The organism is Roseimaritima multifibrata (assembly GCF_007741495.1).
GTDB lineage: Bacteria > Planctomycetota > Planctomycetia > Pirellulales > Pirellulaceae > Roseimaritima > Roseimaritima multifibrata.
The window spans coordinates 6,870,128-6,887,355 of sequence record NZ_CP036262.1 but is presented as its reverse complement, the minus strand read 5'-3'; the positions used below and the strand labels follow the sequence as shown (position 1 = coordinate 6,887,355).

Here is a 17,228-nt window from a genome sequence, read left to right as displayed (position 1 = left end):
AATCCCAGCCCGCCGCGTGAGCGAGGGACCTCGGCTTGTGCACGGTCCCTCGCTCACGCAGCGATGTTAAGATTGGTTGGTCACGGATCGGTGCTGTAGCCTGCTTCTGTGTAGAGTTTGGCCGCTTCTTTGTAGGGTGGTTCCCAGCCAAGTTCCTGCAACATGTCACGCCTCTTCTTGAGGTACCACTTCGGTTCAATCGATCTTCGATTTGCCTCAAGCAATTCTAACGCTCGCCCTTTTTTACCCGCTCGCCTTAACATCCGATCCTCAAGCAAAATGAACTCGGGCCGAACTTCATTCGTTTGGGCGATCAATCTTTCATAGGCGGCTGAAAGTTGTTCTTCATAACGCATCGGATTTGAAATCGGCCATCGTTCTCGGACGCTTGGTAATTCCCGATACGCCAAGGCTCGCCCAAGTCGGTAACGAGTGTAGGCGAGGACCCAAGCGGTTGGGGTAGGGAGCTGCTGCAGGTTCGAGGGAAGCTGGTCAGACAGTCGTTTTTCCAGCTGCCCTGCCAACCTGATGACGATGCGCAAATTTTCCTTGCGATCATCGACGGTATCCATCGCAAGCAAATCCGTTTGAGACGAAATCATCTGTTGCCAAACCTCTGCGGAAACTCCGTTCGGCTTTTTCAACTGTTCAAGCAACGGCTCCTCGACCAGTTCCGATTCGATTGGTGAGTCTGTTGGGGCAAGAGGCATTTGCCCTGGTTTCCAACGTTGAAGCCAAGTTTGTCTCGCACCGTACTCCAGGCGCTCATCATCCGAATCGGACTTCTCAATCTTCTGGGCAATGTCCTTTAATTGGTTCCTACGCCAGCTTTCCGCTTCGTTTTCTTTGGGCGCTGCGTTTGTTGAGCCGATTAACAGCGTTACTAAAAAAACGAACGAGAGAGACGGTCGCCGTGATTGTTTACCAAATAATGGTTGACGCGAACGAAAGGCCATTTTGTGATCACCGGTGAAGGCGGAGGAATATGATTGAACCGGGTGGGCCTGCGGTGAACGCGTTGGCCGATACCCTGTTGTTACACTTTAACCGCTTTAGGCATTGAAGTTAACATTCCGCACCACTCGCGGAATCGCACAGGGTTGACCTCGCGAACGTTGTTGCATGTCGCTTGCAGTCCAGTGTTTTTGAGCAGCGACGTCCCTCGGAGCTTGATAGACTAGAGCCGTCCGGCGAGCCATGTTGTGCCCGTCGTAAGCGTGCAAATGGCAACACGAGGTTTTTCGCGTGAATCAGCACCGTGTATTAATCAATCAGGATCGGCGCAAGTTTCTTCGTGCGTCGGCTTGGGGCGCCGCCGCAACGACCGTTGCGGGGATGGGGATGTCTCGTTTAGCGGTGGCTGAAACGTCTGAGCCTGCTCGCCTGCCGACCCGGCCAGCGGGCGTCAAGGTACTGATGCCACAGGACCGAGTGCCGCTGTCGTTCATTATTGATGATTCGACGTGCCTGGTGAACATGGGACATTTTTGTACTCCGCAGTTTGCGACCGCTTTTCCAGGTCGTGCCGAGTATCAAAAACCGTGGAAGTCATGGCCGCGTGAGATCCCCGATAACTTTGTCCGCCAGTTTGGTGAATGGTGTTCCGATCATGGGGTGAAAGGCAAGTACAGCATCGTCCCCAATCCTGCCTGCGTTGGCTGGATGGATCGTGAACTGCCCGGTTGGTCGCACGCCGACTTGCAGTCCAGCTTGAAACTTGTCCGCGAATTAATGCTCCCTAACTGGGACATCCATCCCGAGATGATCACGCACACACGAGTGATCGATCTGAAGACGGGCAGGCCGATGGAAAAAATCAACGCGGCAACCATGGAGAATTCGTATCCGCAGGAAAAGAAAAGCGTGGACGAATTGGCCGCCTACCTAGCCTATGCCCTTCGGATCTTAAAAAACTGTGATCTGCCTTGCGAAGGAATCACCACCCCCGGAGGATTTGGTAATTCGATGAAAAGCGAATTGCCGATCGCCGTCGATCAGGCAGTCCGTGATGTGTATGGCGTCGAACTGCCGCACTATTTTAAGTACGTTCACTTTGGCGATGAGAGCACCGAACCGAAGCTGGAGCATTTGCGCGGCGTGGGGACAGAAGACGTCCGGTTAACAGTAAACGTTCCGGCTGGAACGGGCGATTGGTTTGGTGGTTGGCAAGGCGATTCCCTCTCCGAACCGGATCGTTATTGCAATGCCACTGCGACCAGTGGCCGAATGGTCGAACTGATCGAGCGGCGGCAACCGGCGGTTATGCTCTGTCATTGGCCGGGGATGTACAGCAACGGCAGCGAAGAGGGATTTCGTTCCTTTCAGCGAGTCGTTGAATCGTTGGCATCGCGATTCGCCGACGACACGATCTGGATGAAGGTAAGCGAAATTGCCCGCTACTGGGCCGCCAAGCAGCTGACGGAGATCAGCCGTGCTGGCAACCGTTTAACGCTCAACGCACCGTTTGCCACAGAACGCTACACGTTGCAGATTGAGGGTGGTGCGGGACCTGTCTGTATCCAGCAGGGAAGTGAACGCATGATGCTGCGTGAAGCGCCCCAGCGATCGAGTTTGGATGCCGGAACATGGATCGCCGATGAACAAAAACTTGTCGCATGTTTTGACTTGCCAAAAGGAACAAGCGAGGTCCTGCTGGAAGCAACATCTTAGAGCGTGCTCCGCCTAGTCCAGATTATTCATCGTCGACCCTCCGGGCCCGGATGCTGCTAAAAGAGTTCCGTTTCCGGGCTTGCCCCGGCGGGCTCACAACTGGCAGCTACCCTATTGAACGACCGAAATGCGGTTCTCTGCCAGGTCCAAATCGCCTAGGCGATTCGGACCTGGCAGAGAAGGATCGAGTGGGGGTGGCATTCAGGTAGCTGCCAGTTGTTGTACCGACCTGGACGAGCCCGGCGAAAACAAACAGGGACGCACCGGCTGCCCGAATCCCAACCCGCCGCGTGAGCGAGGGACATCGGCATGGGACTAGTCCCTCGCTTACGCAGCGGGTTGGGACCGGTTGATTGACGGTGACGCTGTTCATAGCACGCTGTCACTCGTAAACCTGTCGATCAAGGATCGTGTTTGTTAGGCTCTTCATCTCGACCGTCATATTTCCGCCACGTTTGACGGTCAGCAAAAGGTAGCTGTCTTCGCCAGCTAGAAACGTGGACTGGGGATCGGGGTACTGATTCCCTTTCCCGCTCAGGGAAGTGTTGTAGTAAGAGAAACCATCCACTTCGGCTCGTTCGGCGAAATATCCGAAACCAGTGATACAGCAGGTCCCTTTTCGGAATAGGTCATGCCATTGTTTCTGAGCTTGGTTGCGGACGCTCGCGTTCCGTTCGTTGTAGAGCGTCACGACAAAGCGAGCGGGCGGCGTCATCACTTTTTTATACCAGCGGAACTGCTCTGAATTCTCGTCGAACGCATGGCAGGTCTGCCACGTTGAACCGAAGTCGGAGATGTGATTGAAATCAAGGGCTACGAATCGCAGATCGAACTCAGGCACATCGAAGTGCCACTTCCATTCGTCATCGGGAAGCTGAAAGAATCGCCGGAAGGCTGTGGCGTCCACGTCGTAGACGGGCTCTGCAGGCGGTTTGCTCCCTCGAGGTCGAATTTCTCGGTCATGATTTCCCAGGGCCGGCATGAACGGCGTGGTGCGGAATAGTTCCGGGTAGGCGTCGATCAATGCTGCATAGGGTTTTACGCAGTCTTTCTGCCCTTCGCCGCACATTTGCCAAATGCGAGCGATGTTGTCCCCGGCCGTCAGCAGCAGATGCACGTCCTCTTTCACGATCGCCGAAAGGTCCGGCTTCCCTTGCCAGTCGGCGACCACGGCCACTCGCAGTACATCGGATGGGTAGGACTTGAATGCGGCGTCCTTTGACGCTTGGTCTCCAGTGCTAACGGAGTAATGGTAGGTCGTGTCGCGGTGCTTTAGCGGAATCTCAACGTGATGCAGGAGCGTCGCTTCGTCAATTCTCACCGTCTCGCTGTAATTCGTTGTCAAGCCGAAGCGAACAACCGAATCCCCCGGTTCGTCGGTCATCCAGTTCACGACAATTTTACTAGGGTCGTTCGTCTGATGGGTTAACCAAACACGAGTAATTTCCGCCGACATGGCAATCTGCGGAATGAACGTGATTAGGAAAAGTGTGAAGACAGATCGCATCGAAGAATCTCGCTTTTTCTCCGCATTATAGCCCGGACGCTTTGCTGGTTTTGGGCTAGTCGTGATTTGCTGTCCCTTCGCTGTTTCAGCCTTTTAGTGTTGCATTGCGCAGTTTTACTTGGGGCTATTCGACGAGGTTGGTAGGCAAATCGGAGTCGTCGGTTTGAGCGAGCCAATTGTGTCGGTCCCGGCGTCTGCTCTGTTTTCGCGGCCTGTTGTGAGGCAAATGCAGTGAGGGCTTGACGGACCGCTACAGTGGTCGAAGTTGGCACATTCACTCACTTGGGTCCTCACAATGCGATACGGTTTCTTTTTGCTTTTGTGTTTGTCTGTGTCCTACTCGGTGGTGGCTGAATCACCTGACTGGAATCAATGGCGTGGGCCTGCACGAGATGGACAGTTGTCGGGTGCCGTTTGGCCCGACGCACTGCAGGACCGACTGGAACTTATCTGGGAACAGCCGCACTCGGCCAGTTACAGCGGGCCTGTAGTCAGCGGTGATCTGGTTTTCACGACAGAGACGATCGAAAAGGAAACAGAACGCGTGACCGCTCACCGATTGGATTCGGGGGAGGTTGCCTGGGACGCCGAGTGGCCCGGGTCGATGTCTGTTCCTTTTTTTGCTGCCTCCAACGGTGACTGGATTCGTTCAACACCCGCCTGTACGGATAGTCATCTGGTGGTTCTCGGAATGCGAGACGTTCTGGTTTGTCTAGATCCGAAGTCGGGCGATCAGCTTTGGCGTGTCGACTTTCCGGCGGAAATGGGGACGTCTCTACCGGCTTTCGGAGCCGTTTGTTCGCCGCTGATCGATGGCGATGCGGTTTACGTGCAAACGGGCGGAGCCCTAGTGAAGTTGTCGTTGGCGGATGGCAAATTGATCTGGAAAGCTTTGGAGAATGCGGCGGGCATGATGAGCAGCGGAGCGTTTTCGAGTCCCACGATCGCGACGATTGCAGAGAAACGCCAGTTGGTTGTTCAGACACGTGAAGAGTTGTGCGGCGTTGACCGTGAAACGGGCAACGTCATGTGGAAGCAACCGATCGAAGCGTTCCGTGGAATGAACATTCTGACCCCGCTGGTGATTGGGGACCGGATCTTTACATCGGCGCACAGCGGCAGGGCCGAACTATTTGAAATTAGGCGGACGCCTGAGGGCAATTGGCAGGTCGATGAAGTCTGGATGCAAAAGTCGCAGGCATACATGTCGTCTCCCATTTTGATCGGGGATTCGATCTACATGCACCTGAAAAATCAGCGACTCTCTTCGCTCTCGGCACTCGACGGGGCCATCCATTGGACCAGCACTCCGTTCGGAAAGTACTGGAGCATGGTCAGCAATGGAGACAAGATTCTGGCATTAGACAATGGAGGTGAATTGCTATTGATCCAGTCGTCCAAATCGGAATTGGAGATTCTCGACCGAATCAAAGTAGCCGAAAATTCGTGGGCGCACCTAGCAGTGCAGGGGGACCGTTTGATCGTCCGCGATTTGAAGTCGCTAAAGGTGTATCAGTGGAAGTGAAACTGAATCGTCAGTGTCGCCTTTCGCTCGGGACGACGCACCAATAACTGACGTAGTGGATGAGGCAACGAATCCCGTTTTGCGGTCTCGTTGGCTCGTACGCTACGCTACTAAAAAGCTACGCCATTGCGAGCGAAAGGCGACAAACGACGATCTTCCTCCGCTTCCGATTTGATCGACAGTCCGTGACGCAGCGGGGTAGGATTTCGACAGTCGGTGCCCCTGCCTGTTTCCGGACTTGCCGCTAAGATCGGACTACATTGGTTCCGCTCGTAACCAGACCCAATCGCGGACGGTGGCGTCTATGTCGATGTGGATTTCTGCGACCACGGGGCCGCCTGGAATGAGGGCTCTTGGTGTGTCTGGATATGAATTTGCACCAACAATGGCAGCGGATGGCTGTAGCGTTCGCGGGATTTCCGCCCCAAACGCCAAGGGCAGTCCCCGGAATAAGTCGATTCCCATATAAGGCGTCGGCTTGTTCCTGTTGCGTGTGAGTAATTGAAGCGGTTTGGAGATGTCGGAACGCCACGTGATCACATGTGGTTTGCCTGGATCATTGTTGAATGGAATAGGCACCGTGGTGTCCAGCGATGGTTGTGATTCGTCGCTGAAGTCTTCACGCACATCCTTGTTGTGGTCATCGATATCTAAAACTCGCCAAAGATGACGCGTTCCCCCGACAATCTTCAGCCGCCACTTGGTTAGTGTTTCGTTGGCGGTTGTATCTGCAAGGCGTAGCCCGACATCGTTGGGACGATCCGCGTCCCAGCGGATTTCAACGACTGGTTTAATCGCTCCGGGAGATTCGACTTTGCAATGTAAGAATGCACTGTAAGAAGTTTGGGGCGGATCTCGTTGCCACGACAGAGGATTGGTTCCCTGGGATTCGTTACGCAGACGCCATTGAGCAAACTCTTTTGTTTGATCCGATAGGACCACGCGATCACCGACAAAAAACTCGGGGACAATTGTCAGTACAGGATCGTTTGTGTGAGCGGCCGGGCGAATGAAGTTCCATTCGTACGCCGTGCTCCGTGTGGTGAGATACCGAAGGCCGTCGCGTAGCCCAATGCCACGATATTGTGGGTCGCTTTTGAAACCCATGAATGGCGATGTTGCCTCATAGCTTCGTTCGGCGTGATCGATCCATAGTCGATAGCCAGGGCCGCTAACCCAGTCATCGCTTTGGCTACTGAAGTAGCTGTTGGGGCCGTAATCCATCGCCGGCGTGTAGATTTTTCCCTGAAGGCTTAGCATCGTTGAGTCAATATCTCTCTGGCTGGGAGGCGCGTTCAAACCGCTGGCCTGTCTCCATCCATTGGGCATCCAGTCGCGTCCCAACGATCGGTCGAAAATGGTCTTCCCATCAACGAAAACTTTATAGTGATAGTCTTCATTGGCACTGTCCGCAAAATACCATGCGATTCGGTGTTGTCCGGGTTCTAGGGCGACTTTCTCGAACGCCTGCGGCATTCCAGCCTGAGAGACCTCATCGAAGGCTAATCGCAGTTCGAAGGATTCCTTGTCCGGTATATGGACCTCCCAAGATGCAAAGTCATCCGCCACGCGAGGATACGCAGAGGCCTGAACTCGGTCCAGATCCTCCACGTCCAATTGGCTTGAGAGAGCGGCCAACGCTGTTTTTTCACGTTCCAGAATGGATGACTTTCGCAGCGCAAGGATCGCGGCAAACCAAACAGCAATGATCGCGGTGAGAGTCAGCATGCTGCCAAGTGAGAACCGCAAGCGACCGCGGCGGTCTTTCGTCAGCCTCGTACTCATTGTCGTTCACCTTCCGCGATATGGGAGATGTTGAAATCCTCCGGTAGTTCGCCCTTGCGAAGCATTGTGAGTTCGGTTTGGAGTGATCGGGGGAAAAGCAGAAACATCCCACCCTGGTAGGTTGTGATGGATTCACCGTCGACCTGCTTTTCTTCTCCCGTGTTCGGATCGTATATTTTTAGCAGAGTCAAAATGGTGCTTTGGTCGAAGGACTGGGCAGGTTTGCCGGGCGCCACAAGTGGCTTGATCACCCAGTCACTCCAGTCGGAATTTTCCGCGGACAGTCGATTCCAAGTTGTCGTACTGCTGGATCCGCCAAATGATGTGAAGCACTCGATGTTCTTCTCTTTTTGACGCAAGCTGATTGTCAGTAGTTGTTGAGAAGGTTCGGTACGCCCCGATGAACTACCCGAACTGTAGCCGCCTTGAAAGAAGATCCCACGGTCGGTCACGCGACCGCCGGCATTGAATCTGCTTACGTCATACCCTGCCGGAAGATAGCAGCGAAATTGCCAGACCTTGTCAATGTTCACCGCCACTTCGGGTGGGATTGCCGGATCTTCGATGGCAACAACGTAAACTTTGTCGACGTCGTCAATGGACATCCGCCCTAACTCGGCTTCCAGTTTCAGCACTTCGTCGCTCAAGGTGCGATTCGACCGAGTCGCCGTGATCAACGTCACGACACCGATCGCGATTGCCAGCAGTGAGAGAAAACGAAGGATCCCATACACAAGGACAGTCTTCCGAACGAAGTTAAAGGTAATCGGAAATGGAACGAGTAGGCGTGGAGATTATTAGTCTAGCGTAAAATGACCCGTCGCTGAGGAAGCGGAAAACGCGGGTGAGCCTGAGCCCGACTCTGGCGCAGGACGGGTGATTTGGTGATCGTCGCCTTTCGCTCGGGACGAGAAATCTATAAATGAGGGGTAAGCAGCAGCAGTTGACGAGTCTACATCGGGCCGAGTGAACACGTAGCCCGGAGGGCGGCAGATACTTGCCGGCGGCGCGAGCCGCCGGAGTGGGTATCGCGAAAAGGAAAGCCCAGCGGGCGACAGAACCACTCTTGTCTGTCGCCCGCTGGGCTTAATGCGCACGCTCGCTAGGTTTCCGTTGGCTTACGCCAACGGCAAGTATCTGCCGCCCGCTGGGCTAAAAGCACTGCACTCAGACTCGGATAGGCAGGGTTGAAATCGTCACCTAAAAGTTTTACGTCCCCCGCGAAAGAAGGCGCCCCTGAAAGCTACTTTCGTGGATCGAAAGGCTACAACCTTTCGATCGCTCGCTGCGCAGCGGGGTGAGATTTTGGCAGCCTGCGAACTTGCTCGCAGTTGTGTCAATGGCTTTTTGGGGTCTTAACAGGCTAGGCCTTGCTTGCTGCAGGAGTTCCGTTTCGGGCTTGTCTCGGCAGCCGCACAAATTGCAGTTGCCAGTTGTGCTTCCGGCACCTGATGTCGAGTTAGGTCGGTAAACCGTTTGGAGCGATGGAGACTTGACGCAAGTCTAGGAGTGTGACTAGTGCATCAAATGCATCGCCTTTAGGCGGTCTTGAACCAACATCGGATCGGGGTGCGGTGTCGCTAGTCTTGCATCTAGTTCTGCAATCGCCTTGTCCAGTTCGCGATTCGCGGCCGCATGATCATCTGACAGCAACAGCACTTCCGCTTTACGAATTCGCCAGGCGCTTTTGAGGCGGGAGTCACGCAGCTTTTGTTCGATCATTGCGAAAGCTTCCGCTCGCGACGCGGATGCACGTTCATCCTTTTGAGCCAAGTTTCGGTCAGCATCGGCGATTAACGCATCGCATAGTGCGGCCTGAAGTACGGGGCTAGCGGTGAATTCATAGGCGCGGCGTAGATCGTGAATTTGCAGTTCGGTCTGGCCGGATTTCCGTTGGGCCTCGGCACGCCACAGATACCATTGGATTTCGCTGCGGTGGTTCTTCAACGCGATGTCAAACTCCGCGATGGCGGCTTGCCATTGCTGCTGCGCAAGGAAAATCTCACCACGAATCGCATGCCCCGCGGTGCGTACTGCAGTGTCACGACTGTCAAGCAATGCGTCGACTTGAGGTAATAAGTCGGTAGATTCGCCCCCAGCCAATTGCAGCCGAATCAATTCAATTTGCGTAAACTCCGACGTCGGATCAAGCCGCAGTGCGTGACGCAGGTCGTTTTTCGCCGATTGGTAATCTCGCAGCGCGCGATATTCGCATGCCCGACGAAACAGCAGATCCGCAGTGGGACCCTGAACCGATATTTTTTCGCTCAGCCTGGCGATAACGTCATGGGGACCGTCGTGAGCCAGCGACGTGGATGCCGCGACCAAGACGGCCAGCGACGCGATGTACAGGCGGTAACGTGGCATGGGGCGTTTCTTTTTCTTGGACGACGTGTTGATCGGAAACCGTAAGTGCTTTTTTGAAAAAAGTCCCCTACGCCAATGACGTAGAGGCTAAAGGTTGCTCAAACGTCAGCCGCTTTAGCGTGCGTTCAACTTTTTCGGTACCGCCAACAAATAGGGATCGAGCGTAAAGTCGCTGCTGCCGAGACTGACGTTGTGTCCCTCGACGGAGAGAATGTTGTCGTCATCGACGAGCAACTTTGTAGCGTCTGGTAATGGAAAGTATTCGTACCCATCGGCTTCGTGGCTTTTGACGTCGCCAGCATTCGCGCCTCGTCCATCTTTCACACCAACACGTAGCACTTCCTCTCCGTTGATGTAAGCGATAAAGCCATCGTCGTAAGCGATCGCTAGGCCTAGCTCGGCTATTTTCTCTTTGTCTCCGGGGGCTAGTTCGAACTCCATCCTTGCGTAAACGACCGTGTACGAGTCTTTCATCTTTTTCAATTCGGTGACGTCATCGCCGTCGCCGTAACCGAAGCCGGGTTTGCCAGTTTTCCAGCCTTCGGATTCTTCGGGAATCACCGCGATGGCCGTCCAGTCTTCTGCCGCGTGTTTCCCTGCAAGATAATCCCACTTTGCATGAGGATTGATCAATTGCGTCGCGTTTTTAGGGAACGGAGTTGCGTCCGATTTCTTTCGTTTCGCTTTGTCGATAGCCACGGTGAAGGGAGGAAGTGTGCGTGGCATGACTACGATTTTCGGAGTCACCGAACCTCGTTTGACGATGCTAAACAGGTCGCTCGTTGCGCCATTGCGGTCGACCATCACGCCGGTCAAAGTATCCCCTTCAACATCCAGGATCGTTGAACCATTTTCCACGATCACACGTTTCATCACCGGCGATGTTCCCTGACGCGAAGTTTTTGCACCTCCGTGGCCCGCGACAACTTGTACGGTTCCCTGGTGAGCGTGCAGTCCTTTGCTCTTGCGGTACGCGCCGTCCCCCTGAGGATCCCCGTCGCCGTCATCCAGAACCACTCCGGTCGCCGTCGTGGGTGTTTGGTAGGCACCGTCAATAAGCATCGATCGCTCGTAAATGTGCGAGTGTCCGGTGAGCACCAGGTCGACGCCGCCGGCTTCTAGTACCGGCATGATCAATTCGCGCATTTCAATCAGAGCCCCTTCCTTGTCACTGTCGTGCGAGCCTTTGGTATAGGGAGGGTGATGCCAAAAAGCGATAATCCAGTCTTGTTTGGTGGCTTCCAGGTCGGCTCGCAACCACTGCGACATCACGCCCGTTGGTGCGCGATCGAGATCATGGGAGTCGAGACAAATAAAGTGAATGTTGGCATAATCAAACGAATAGTACGCTTCACTGGCCGAAGCCAGTCCGCCAGCTTCGCCGCGAGTGGGGCAGCGGTACGCATCGTAGTACGGTCCAATCCCCAGTAGCCCTTTGGATGTTTTGCCCTCATGGTTGCCCATCGCAGCCCAGCACACGGTGCTCTGTAACGTGGATCGATAGACATCGAAAAAGTTGCGTTGGAATTCAGCGTCGGTTCCCGAGGGATATGCCATATCGCCGACGTGTAGAAACAAATCGAGTGGACGATCTTGCTTGGTAACGTAGTCCTGCATGGCTTTGTAGACGGCGGCTTGGCGGGAGTCGCCAGTTCCTGAATCACCAAGCACCCAAATACGTACAGGTTCGATGGTGCTGGGTTTAGGATGGGTTCGGAAGCAGAACTCAGCACCACTGGCCAGTGTTGTCGAACCATCGAAAACGGCGTAATAGTATTTTGTCGCCGGCTGCAGATCGGAAAGGAGGGCTTCATATTGAACCGTTCCCGCGGGTGCCGAGTGCAACGCTGGAGTCGCATCGCTAACCGTTTCGGTAGGCAGCGGCTCCGTTGGCTCCGTCCCCGCTGCAGGTGCACTACGGATTAAGATAGAAGACAGGGGGACGCTTTGGTCGAGTTGATCGGGATGCGTTCCAAACCGTACCACTGGCTTCGTCGCTTCAGTGGTCCGCCACAAAATCGAAATCGATGTCGGCGTGGAGAGTTGTAGGTATGGCCCACGCGAAAGGATGACGGCTTCGGCATTAGCAGCGCCCCGTTTCTCAGTATCTTGTTGCTGAGCAAAGGCGATCGACGTGGCGACGCAAGCGAACGCAGTGATGCAGCAAACGGTCCAGGCGAAAGCAGCGGGTGAGAAACGTCGTGATCTGGCTGCGGCAGCCGAATGAGCTTTTGTCATGGTGGGGGTAACTGCTGGCGAGGATCGGTGGGGAGTCAAGGATCGGTGGATAGGAATTATATGATACCTCAATCGAAGCGTCAGATTTCGCAACAGCCATCTTCCATTTGGTCCTGTTTCATCCGTGCGGTCGCAGGCTTGCGTTTCATTGCATGCGCTCAGGCCGTCGATAATTGCTCCATGCGTCACTGGTCGCCGATACGTTCCTGACCGATCACGATTGCCAGCAGTGAGAGAAAACGGAGGATCCGATCGACAACGACAGTCTTCCGAACAGAGTTAACGGTGGTCGCAAAGAAAGCGGGTAACACGCCGAGGTTTGGGCTTGGGGAAGCGTGCTGCAAGTCTTGCCAACCTCTGGTTCAAACTCAGGGGGGAACCGGTCACACGGGATTGGCAACAGATCGAACCAGTTGAACCATTCACAGGTCCACGTCATTTCCGAACTTAGGGAGGCGAGGATTTCTCTGCTTAGTCGTTATTGGCATTCCGGACGGGGGGCTTGTTTCGAGCCGTATCTGAATTTAACGTCGCAGCCTGCGACGTTCATGATGGCGTTAAAGTATGCTGTCAGTTTATCAGAGATCAGTAAGAAATACCGACGCCGAGTGTAGCATCCAAAGCATGGGAAGCAATGAAATTGCAGGTTTATATACATCTAGGCTGATCTTACTATGGCAAGGCTAGTCGGTTTCCCTGCTTCGACGCTGGCCTGAGCGTTCAATGGAATAAGCGAATCTAGTTGCGGACGGATCCCCGGCGTTGGACGCTCCTTTCCAATTTATTGAAAAACTTGCTCGTCAGTCGGGGGGCTCTTGGTTAGACTGAGCGAATGGGTGAAGTCACTGAATTGTTATGCAAGTTACGTTTGGGCGATGCGGGAGCATCGGAGGGTCTGCTGCGCTCGGTGTATAAGGAGTTGCGTTCGATCGCTGAACTCCAGTTTGCTGATGAATATTGTGAGCGGACGCTTCAACCAACTGCACTTGTGAACGAGGCCTATCTTCGATTGGTGTCGGGTGGTCGACTGCAGAAGTTCGACAGTCGAGGGCACTTCTTCGCGGCGGCTGCTGAAGCGATGCGGCGCATTTTGATTGACGCCGCTCGTGCCCGCGGTAGTCAAAAGCGTGGTGGACATTATCGGCGCGTCGAGTTAGGCGAATTGGCGGACGAGTCAAGACATGCAACCGATCTGCTGCTAGATCTGGACGATGGGCTTCAGCGATTGGTCGCGGTCGACAACGACTCGGCAAACCTGGTCAAACTTCGCGTCTTTGCGGGATTGTCGATCACTGAGGCTGGTGAATTGTTGGGGATGTCGCGCAGCACGGCTTACAAAAATTGGCAGTTTGCCCGGACTTGGTTCGCCGTTCGCTGGGAAAAATAAACAAAAATCAGCGAACGATGTCGCTGCATTTTTCGCATGAGAGTCTGTGGTCGCCTAACTTTTTAGAGCGGCTAAAAATTGCATGCCGCGAGAAAGTTCCACCTGTCGCCAATGTCTGATTCATTGCCAAGCGAATCGATCAAGTCTGTTTTCATGCAGGCGATCGAGATTGACGATTTTGAAGAACGACATAGGTTCGTTGAACGGGCGTGTGGATCCGACGAAACGATGCTGGTTGCGGTGCGGAAATTGTTGAGTGCGCTGGATCGTGAGGATTGTAATGTTTTAGATGAGGTTGTTGATTGCTTTGCGGCTGACAAAACACAGGGGATGACACAGGGGGCATCGGTCCGATCGGGATTTTGGCCGGAGTCGACTGACGTTCGCGATTTGCCCCAAATCGATCGTTACAAAATCTGTGAGCTGATTGGCGAAGGTGGCATGGGAACGGTGTACGTGGCCCAGCAGGATCAACCGGTTCGTCGCAAAGTTGCACTGAAGGTGATTCGAGCCGGAATCGCCACGAGAGTCACGCTGGCTCGGTTTTCCGCCGAGCGACAAGCGCTGGCGATGATGGACCATCCCAACATCGCAAAAATCTTTGATGGCGGCACGACGGCGGCTGGACAACCTTACCTCGTGATGGAATTGGTTCAGGGTTTACCTCTCACCAAATATGTCGCTACCCATTCATTGGGTACCGACGAGCTTCTTCGTTTATTCGTCAAGGTCTGTCGTGCAGTTCAGCATGCACATCAAAAAGGGGTGATTCATCGCGACCTAAAACCATCGAACATCTTGGTCTCTGAAATCGATGATGAAGCGGTTCCTAAGGTGATCGATTTCGGGTTAGCCAAGGCTCTCGATCTTCCACTCACTGACAGCACGATTTACACCGGATTCGCCCAGATGATGGGAACGCCGATGTACATGAGCCCTGAACAGGCGGAGATGGGGGTGATCGATATCGACACTCGCAGTGATGTCTATTCACTAGGGGTGCTGTTGTACGAGTTGGTCGTCGGCGTTCCGCCGTTTGAACGGAAGACGTTCAAGACGGCTAGCTTTGACGAAGTCCGACGAATCATTCGCGATGTCCAGCCATCACTCCCTAGTGTCGCAGTGAGTACATTGCAATCTAAGAAAGGCTCAACGATCTCTCGTCGGATAGGGGGCGATCGATCGATGCCGTGCGAAACGATTCGCGGCGAGCTCGATTGGTTAATCATGAAGGCGTTAGAAAAAGACCGTCGTCGTCGTTATGAGTCGGCATCCGAGTTGGCTGATGACATCCAACGGTTCTTGAGCGGCGAGGCAGTCTTGGCCTGTCCGCCATCGCGGATTTACCAACTTCGGAAAACCTTTCAGCGTCATCGTGTTGCGATTTCGGCGGCTGCGCTGGTGCTTTTTTCACTGATCGTGATTAGCTTCGTTTCGATTTGGCAAGTGATTGAAGTCGGCCGTGCTAAAACGGCCATTGAACTGAGAGAGCGGCGGGTCAGCGACCTGCTTGAGAGTAATCAATTGCTCTCTGCCACGTCGGCCTATCGAACCGCCGATTTTGTGCAACTGGCTCAACTCACCGGTGAATCGCTACGCCAACGCGAGTCATTGCCAGCTGGCGAGAGTTCAACGTTGTTGCGTTTTTTGCACTCGGCATCCTACCGGTTGCCACGCGAACGTGTTGAATTTTCTTCGCCGGTTCATGAGATCGCGATTTCGCCGACCGAGTCGCATGCCGTCTGTGTTTTTGAGGATGGCAACGTGACGCTGATAAGTTTAGATGGATCGACGACCGAGCCACGACGATTGGGTGGTCATGGAAAACCGGTGCACGCGGTCGCGTTTTCTCCTGATGGCACTAAGGTGGTCAGTGGATCTTCGTCGGGAGTCCTCAAGTTTTGGGATGTTGATCAAGCTACTTGCGATCGTGAAATAAAAATTGTTTCCACGGGAATTGAATCGCTCGTGTGGTCGCCGAACGGTGAATCGATTGCGGCGGGTGCACGCTACAGTGGTGTTTGGGTTGGCGACGCGCTTGGTAACGAAAAATTCCGCTTTGAAAATGATCAGAGGCATGAGTCCCTTCTGTTCTCGGGTGATAGTCGTGAGCTGTTTGTGCCGACGCGCGAAGGCATTCATGTATGGGATGTCGCCAGTGGAGAGTGCATGCGATCGATTGATACCAACCCATTTTCCAATATCCGTGCGATGTGTTGGGCGGGGTCAAATCGCCAATGGCTGGTTGTAGGCGAACGCTACCATGATTCGTTGGCGGTGTTTGATCCAGAGTCCGGAGCGCGGCGCGGAACCTTTAATGTTAGTGTCGCTTACGCAAAATCACTGGCCGCGTCATCCGATGGTATGTGGGTGACCGCCGGGTATGGAGACGGAAGGGTTCAGGTTATTCGATTGAGCGGTTCCCAAGGTGGGCTTGTCGACGGGAAGGTGCAGGCGCAGTGGCATCCTCACAATCAGGACGATTCACGCTTGGCGCTTGATTGGTTCTCTGGTGGATCGTCTCGATTTGTCACTGCAGGTAGCGACGGGGCTGTCCAATTGTGGGATCGCGATGCCGTGGTCCCTGGCCGTGAATTGGCATCGGAAGTGCCACTTGAAGCAGCATATCTATTGGACAATTTGCCTGAACCCGTATCGTTTCCGCGAAACCAAGCCCCGGTTAATTTTCCTCAGTTGGCATTTTCTCTCGACGCTGCGAATGGATTGGTCGCCTTTGGAAGTGCAAAGCAGGTAGCGATCGTTTCGCTGCGGACGAGGCAGCCACTGGCTACACTCAAGTCGCCGCTAACAATCCATAAACACTTGGCTCTTTCCAGTGACGGTAGTCGACTGGCCGCCGTTGGCGATGGGCAGGTGTCTGTATGGAAGTCGAATACTCGCTGGGCTAGTCACCAGTTGGTCGCGAAGTTTGCCACTGCAAACGATTCCAATGTGGTCTTCGCGGATCAGAACCAAACGTTAATCTGTGGAAATGAAGAGGATACTCGGCTGCAAGAGGTCAATATTGAATCGGGCCAGGTTAAACGCTGGCATGCGATGACCGATCCCGATGTTGTCGCGATCAGTAACGATCAACGTCTGATCGCCGCTGGAAACGACATCTGTCTGACAGTTTGGGATCGGGAGTCCGATGCGGTATTGTTGGATATCCGAAAGTTGTCCAGTGTCTGGGCGCTCCGCTTTCTTCATGATGACCGCGTCTTGGTCTCGGGGCACAACGATGGCCGGATTATGGCGTGGCACGTTCCAACCGGCCATCCGCTGGGGATCTTGTACCATCCACGTCCTGGATTGCGGGGGCCGCGAAGCATCCAGCTTTCTGCAGACGGACAGCGGATGATTCTGACTTACCCCAGCAATAACGGCTACATCCCCGTTCTCCTGGGGCGTTAAAACGGGTTTTCTCGGGCTGGCCTTGTGGGCTCAGGCATCGCGATGAGAAGCTCTGAAGAGTTGGACCCCATCTTCTATTGATGGCCAACGATCATTCGTAGCCCGCAGGGTATGTGACGCTGGCGGTCGAGCCAAACTTAGTGCTTCGACAGGGGCGTAAGAGGCATTTCCAACTGTTCCATTTCCGCCAACAGTAGACAAACCGTTTGGTTGTGGGTCTCAAGGGGATTTGCACACACCGACGCATTATCTTGTTCGGTGGAACCAAGCATTGCCTTGGCAGAGCCGCTGCGGCGGGGTCGTTGGTGAGCTATGTGGATGCCACCGCTTGCCTT

10 protein-coding genes are annotated in these 17,228 nt (G+C 54.2%); 4 read left to right on the top strand and 6 right to left on the bottom strand.

What is annotated here, in order from left to right; translation table 11 throughout:
• Positions 1-80 precede the first annotated feature (80 nt).
• On the bottom strand, positions 81-710 hold the full coding sequence (locus FF011L_RS24900) for a hypothetical protein (RefSeq protein ID WP_246109617.1): 630 nt from the start codon (positions 708-710) through the stop codon (positions 81-83).
• A 535-nt stretch (positions 711-1,245) separates the two neighbouring features.
• Here FF011L_RS24900 and FF011L_RS24895 point away from each other — a divergent pair.
• On the top strand, positions 1,246-2,670 hold the full coding sequence (locus FF011L_RS24895; protein WP_246109616.1) for a hypothetical protein: 1,425 nt from the start codon (positions 1,246-1,248) through the stop codon (positions 2,668-2,670).
• A 382-nt stretch (positions 2,671-3,052) separates the two neighbouring features.
• On the opposite strand, the gene FF011L_RS24890 is transcribed toward FF011L_RS24895, so the two are convergent.
• Positions 3,053-4,177 (bottom strand): FN3 domain-containing metallophosphoesterase family protein, encoded by a 1,125-nt coding sequence (locus tag FF011L_RS24890; RefSeq protein WP_145354633.1) that lies wholly within the window; start codon positions 4,175-4,177, stop codon positions 3,053-3,055.
• Positions 4,178-4,523: 346 nt separating this feature from the next.
• On the opposite strand from FF011L_RS24890, the gene FF011L_RS24885 reads away from it, so the two are divergent.
• Positions 4,524-5,702, top strand: a complete 1,179-nt coding sequence (locus FF011L_RS24885; protein ID WP_246109615.1) for a PQQ-binding-like beta-propeller repeat protein — start codon at positions 4,524-4,526, stop codon at positions 5,700-5,702.
• A gap of 255 nt (positions 5,703-5,957) precedes the next feature.
• On the opposite strand, the gene FF011L_RS24880 is transcribed toward FF011L_RS24885, so the two are convergent.
• The 4 genes from FF011L_RS24880 to FF011L_RS24865 all read right to left on the bottom strand — a co-directional run bounded on the left by FF011L_RS24880 (position 5,958) and on the right by FF011L_RS24865 (position 12,092).
• Positions 5,958-7,487, bottom strand: a complete 1,530-nt coding sequence (locus FF011L_RS24880; protein WP_145354632.1) for a hypothetical protein — start codon at positions 7,485-7,487, stop codon at positions 5,958-5,960.
• Positions 7,484-8,221, bottom strand: coding sequence for a hypothetical protein (locus FF011L_RS24875; protein ID WP_145354631.1), 738 nt, complete (start codon positions 8,219-8,221; stop codon positions 7,484-7,486). Before FF011L_RS24875 ends, FF011L_RS24880 begins: the two co-directional genes overlap by 4 nt.
• A 781-nt stretch (positions 8,222-9,002) precedes the next feature.
• Complete coding sequence (locus FF011L_RS24870; protein WP_145354630.1) at positions 9,003-9,854, bottom strand: tetratricopeptide repeat protein; 852 nt, start codon at positions 9,852-9,854, stop codon at positions 9,003-9,005.
• Between the two features lie 114 nt (positions 9,855-9,968).
• Entirely contained in the window at positions 9,969-12,092 is a 2,124-nt protein-coding gene (locus FF011L_RS24865) for a purple acid phosphatase family protein (RefSeq protein WP_145354629.1), read from the bottom strand.
• 832 nt (positions 12,093-12,924) lie between these two features.
• On the opposite strand from FF011L_RS24865, the gene FF011L_RS24860 reads away from it, so the two are divergent.
• On the top strand, positions 12,925-13,479 hold the full coding sequence (locus FF011L_RS24860) for an ECF-type sigma factor (RefSeq protein ID WP_145354628.1): 555 nt from the start codon (positions 12,925-12,927) through the stop codon (positions 13,477-13,479).
• Between the two features lie 111 nt (positions 13,480-13,590).
• The gene (locus FF011L_RS24855) at positions 13,591-16,893 is read left to right on the top strand and encodes a serine/threonine-protein kinase (RefSeq protein ID WP_145354627.1); all 3,303 of its coding nucleotides are present in this window, start codon (positions 13,591-13,593) and stop codon (positions 16,891-16,893) included.
• The last annotated feature ends 335 nt before the right edge of the window (positions 16,894-17,228 follow it).

Bases quoted from the DNA above. Each gene is read 5' to 3' on its own strand.
- FF011L_RS24900 (WP_246109617.1), bottom strand. From the start codon at position 710: ATGCCTCTTGCCCCAACAGACTCACCAATCGAATCGGAACTGGTCGAG.
- FF011L_RS24890 (WP_145354633.1), bottom strand. From the start codon at position 4,177: ATGCGATCTGTCTTCACACTTTTCCTAATCACGTTCATTCCGCAGATT.
- FF011L_RS24880 (WP_145354632.1), bottom strand. From the start codon at position 7,487: ATGAGTACGAGGCTGACGAAAGACCGCCGCGGTCGCTTGCGGTTCTCA.
- FF011L_RS24870 (WP_145354630.1), bottom strand. From the start codon at position 9,854: ATGCCACGTTACCGCCTGTACATCGCGTCGCTGGCCGTCTTGGTCGCG.
- FF011L_RS24865 (WP_145354629.1), bottom strand. From the start codon at position 12,092: ATGACAAAAGCTCATTCGGCTGCCGCAGCCAGATCACGACGTTTCTCA.
- FF011L_RS24860 (WP_145354628.1), top strand. From the start codon at position 12,925: ATGGGTGAAGTCACTGAATTGTTATGCAAGTTACGTTTGGGCGATGCG.
- FF011L_RS24855 (WP_145354627.1), top strand. From the start codon at position 13,591: ATGTCTGATTCATTGCCAAGCGAATCGATCAAGTCTGTTTTCATGCAG.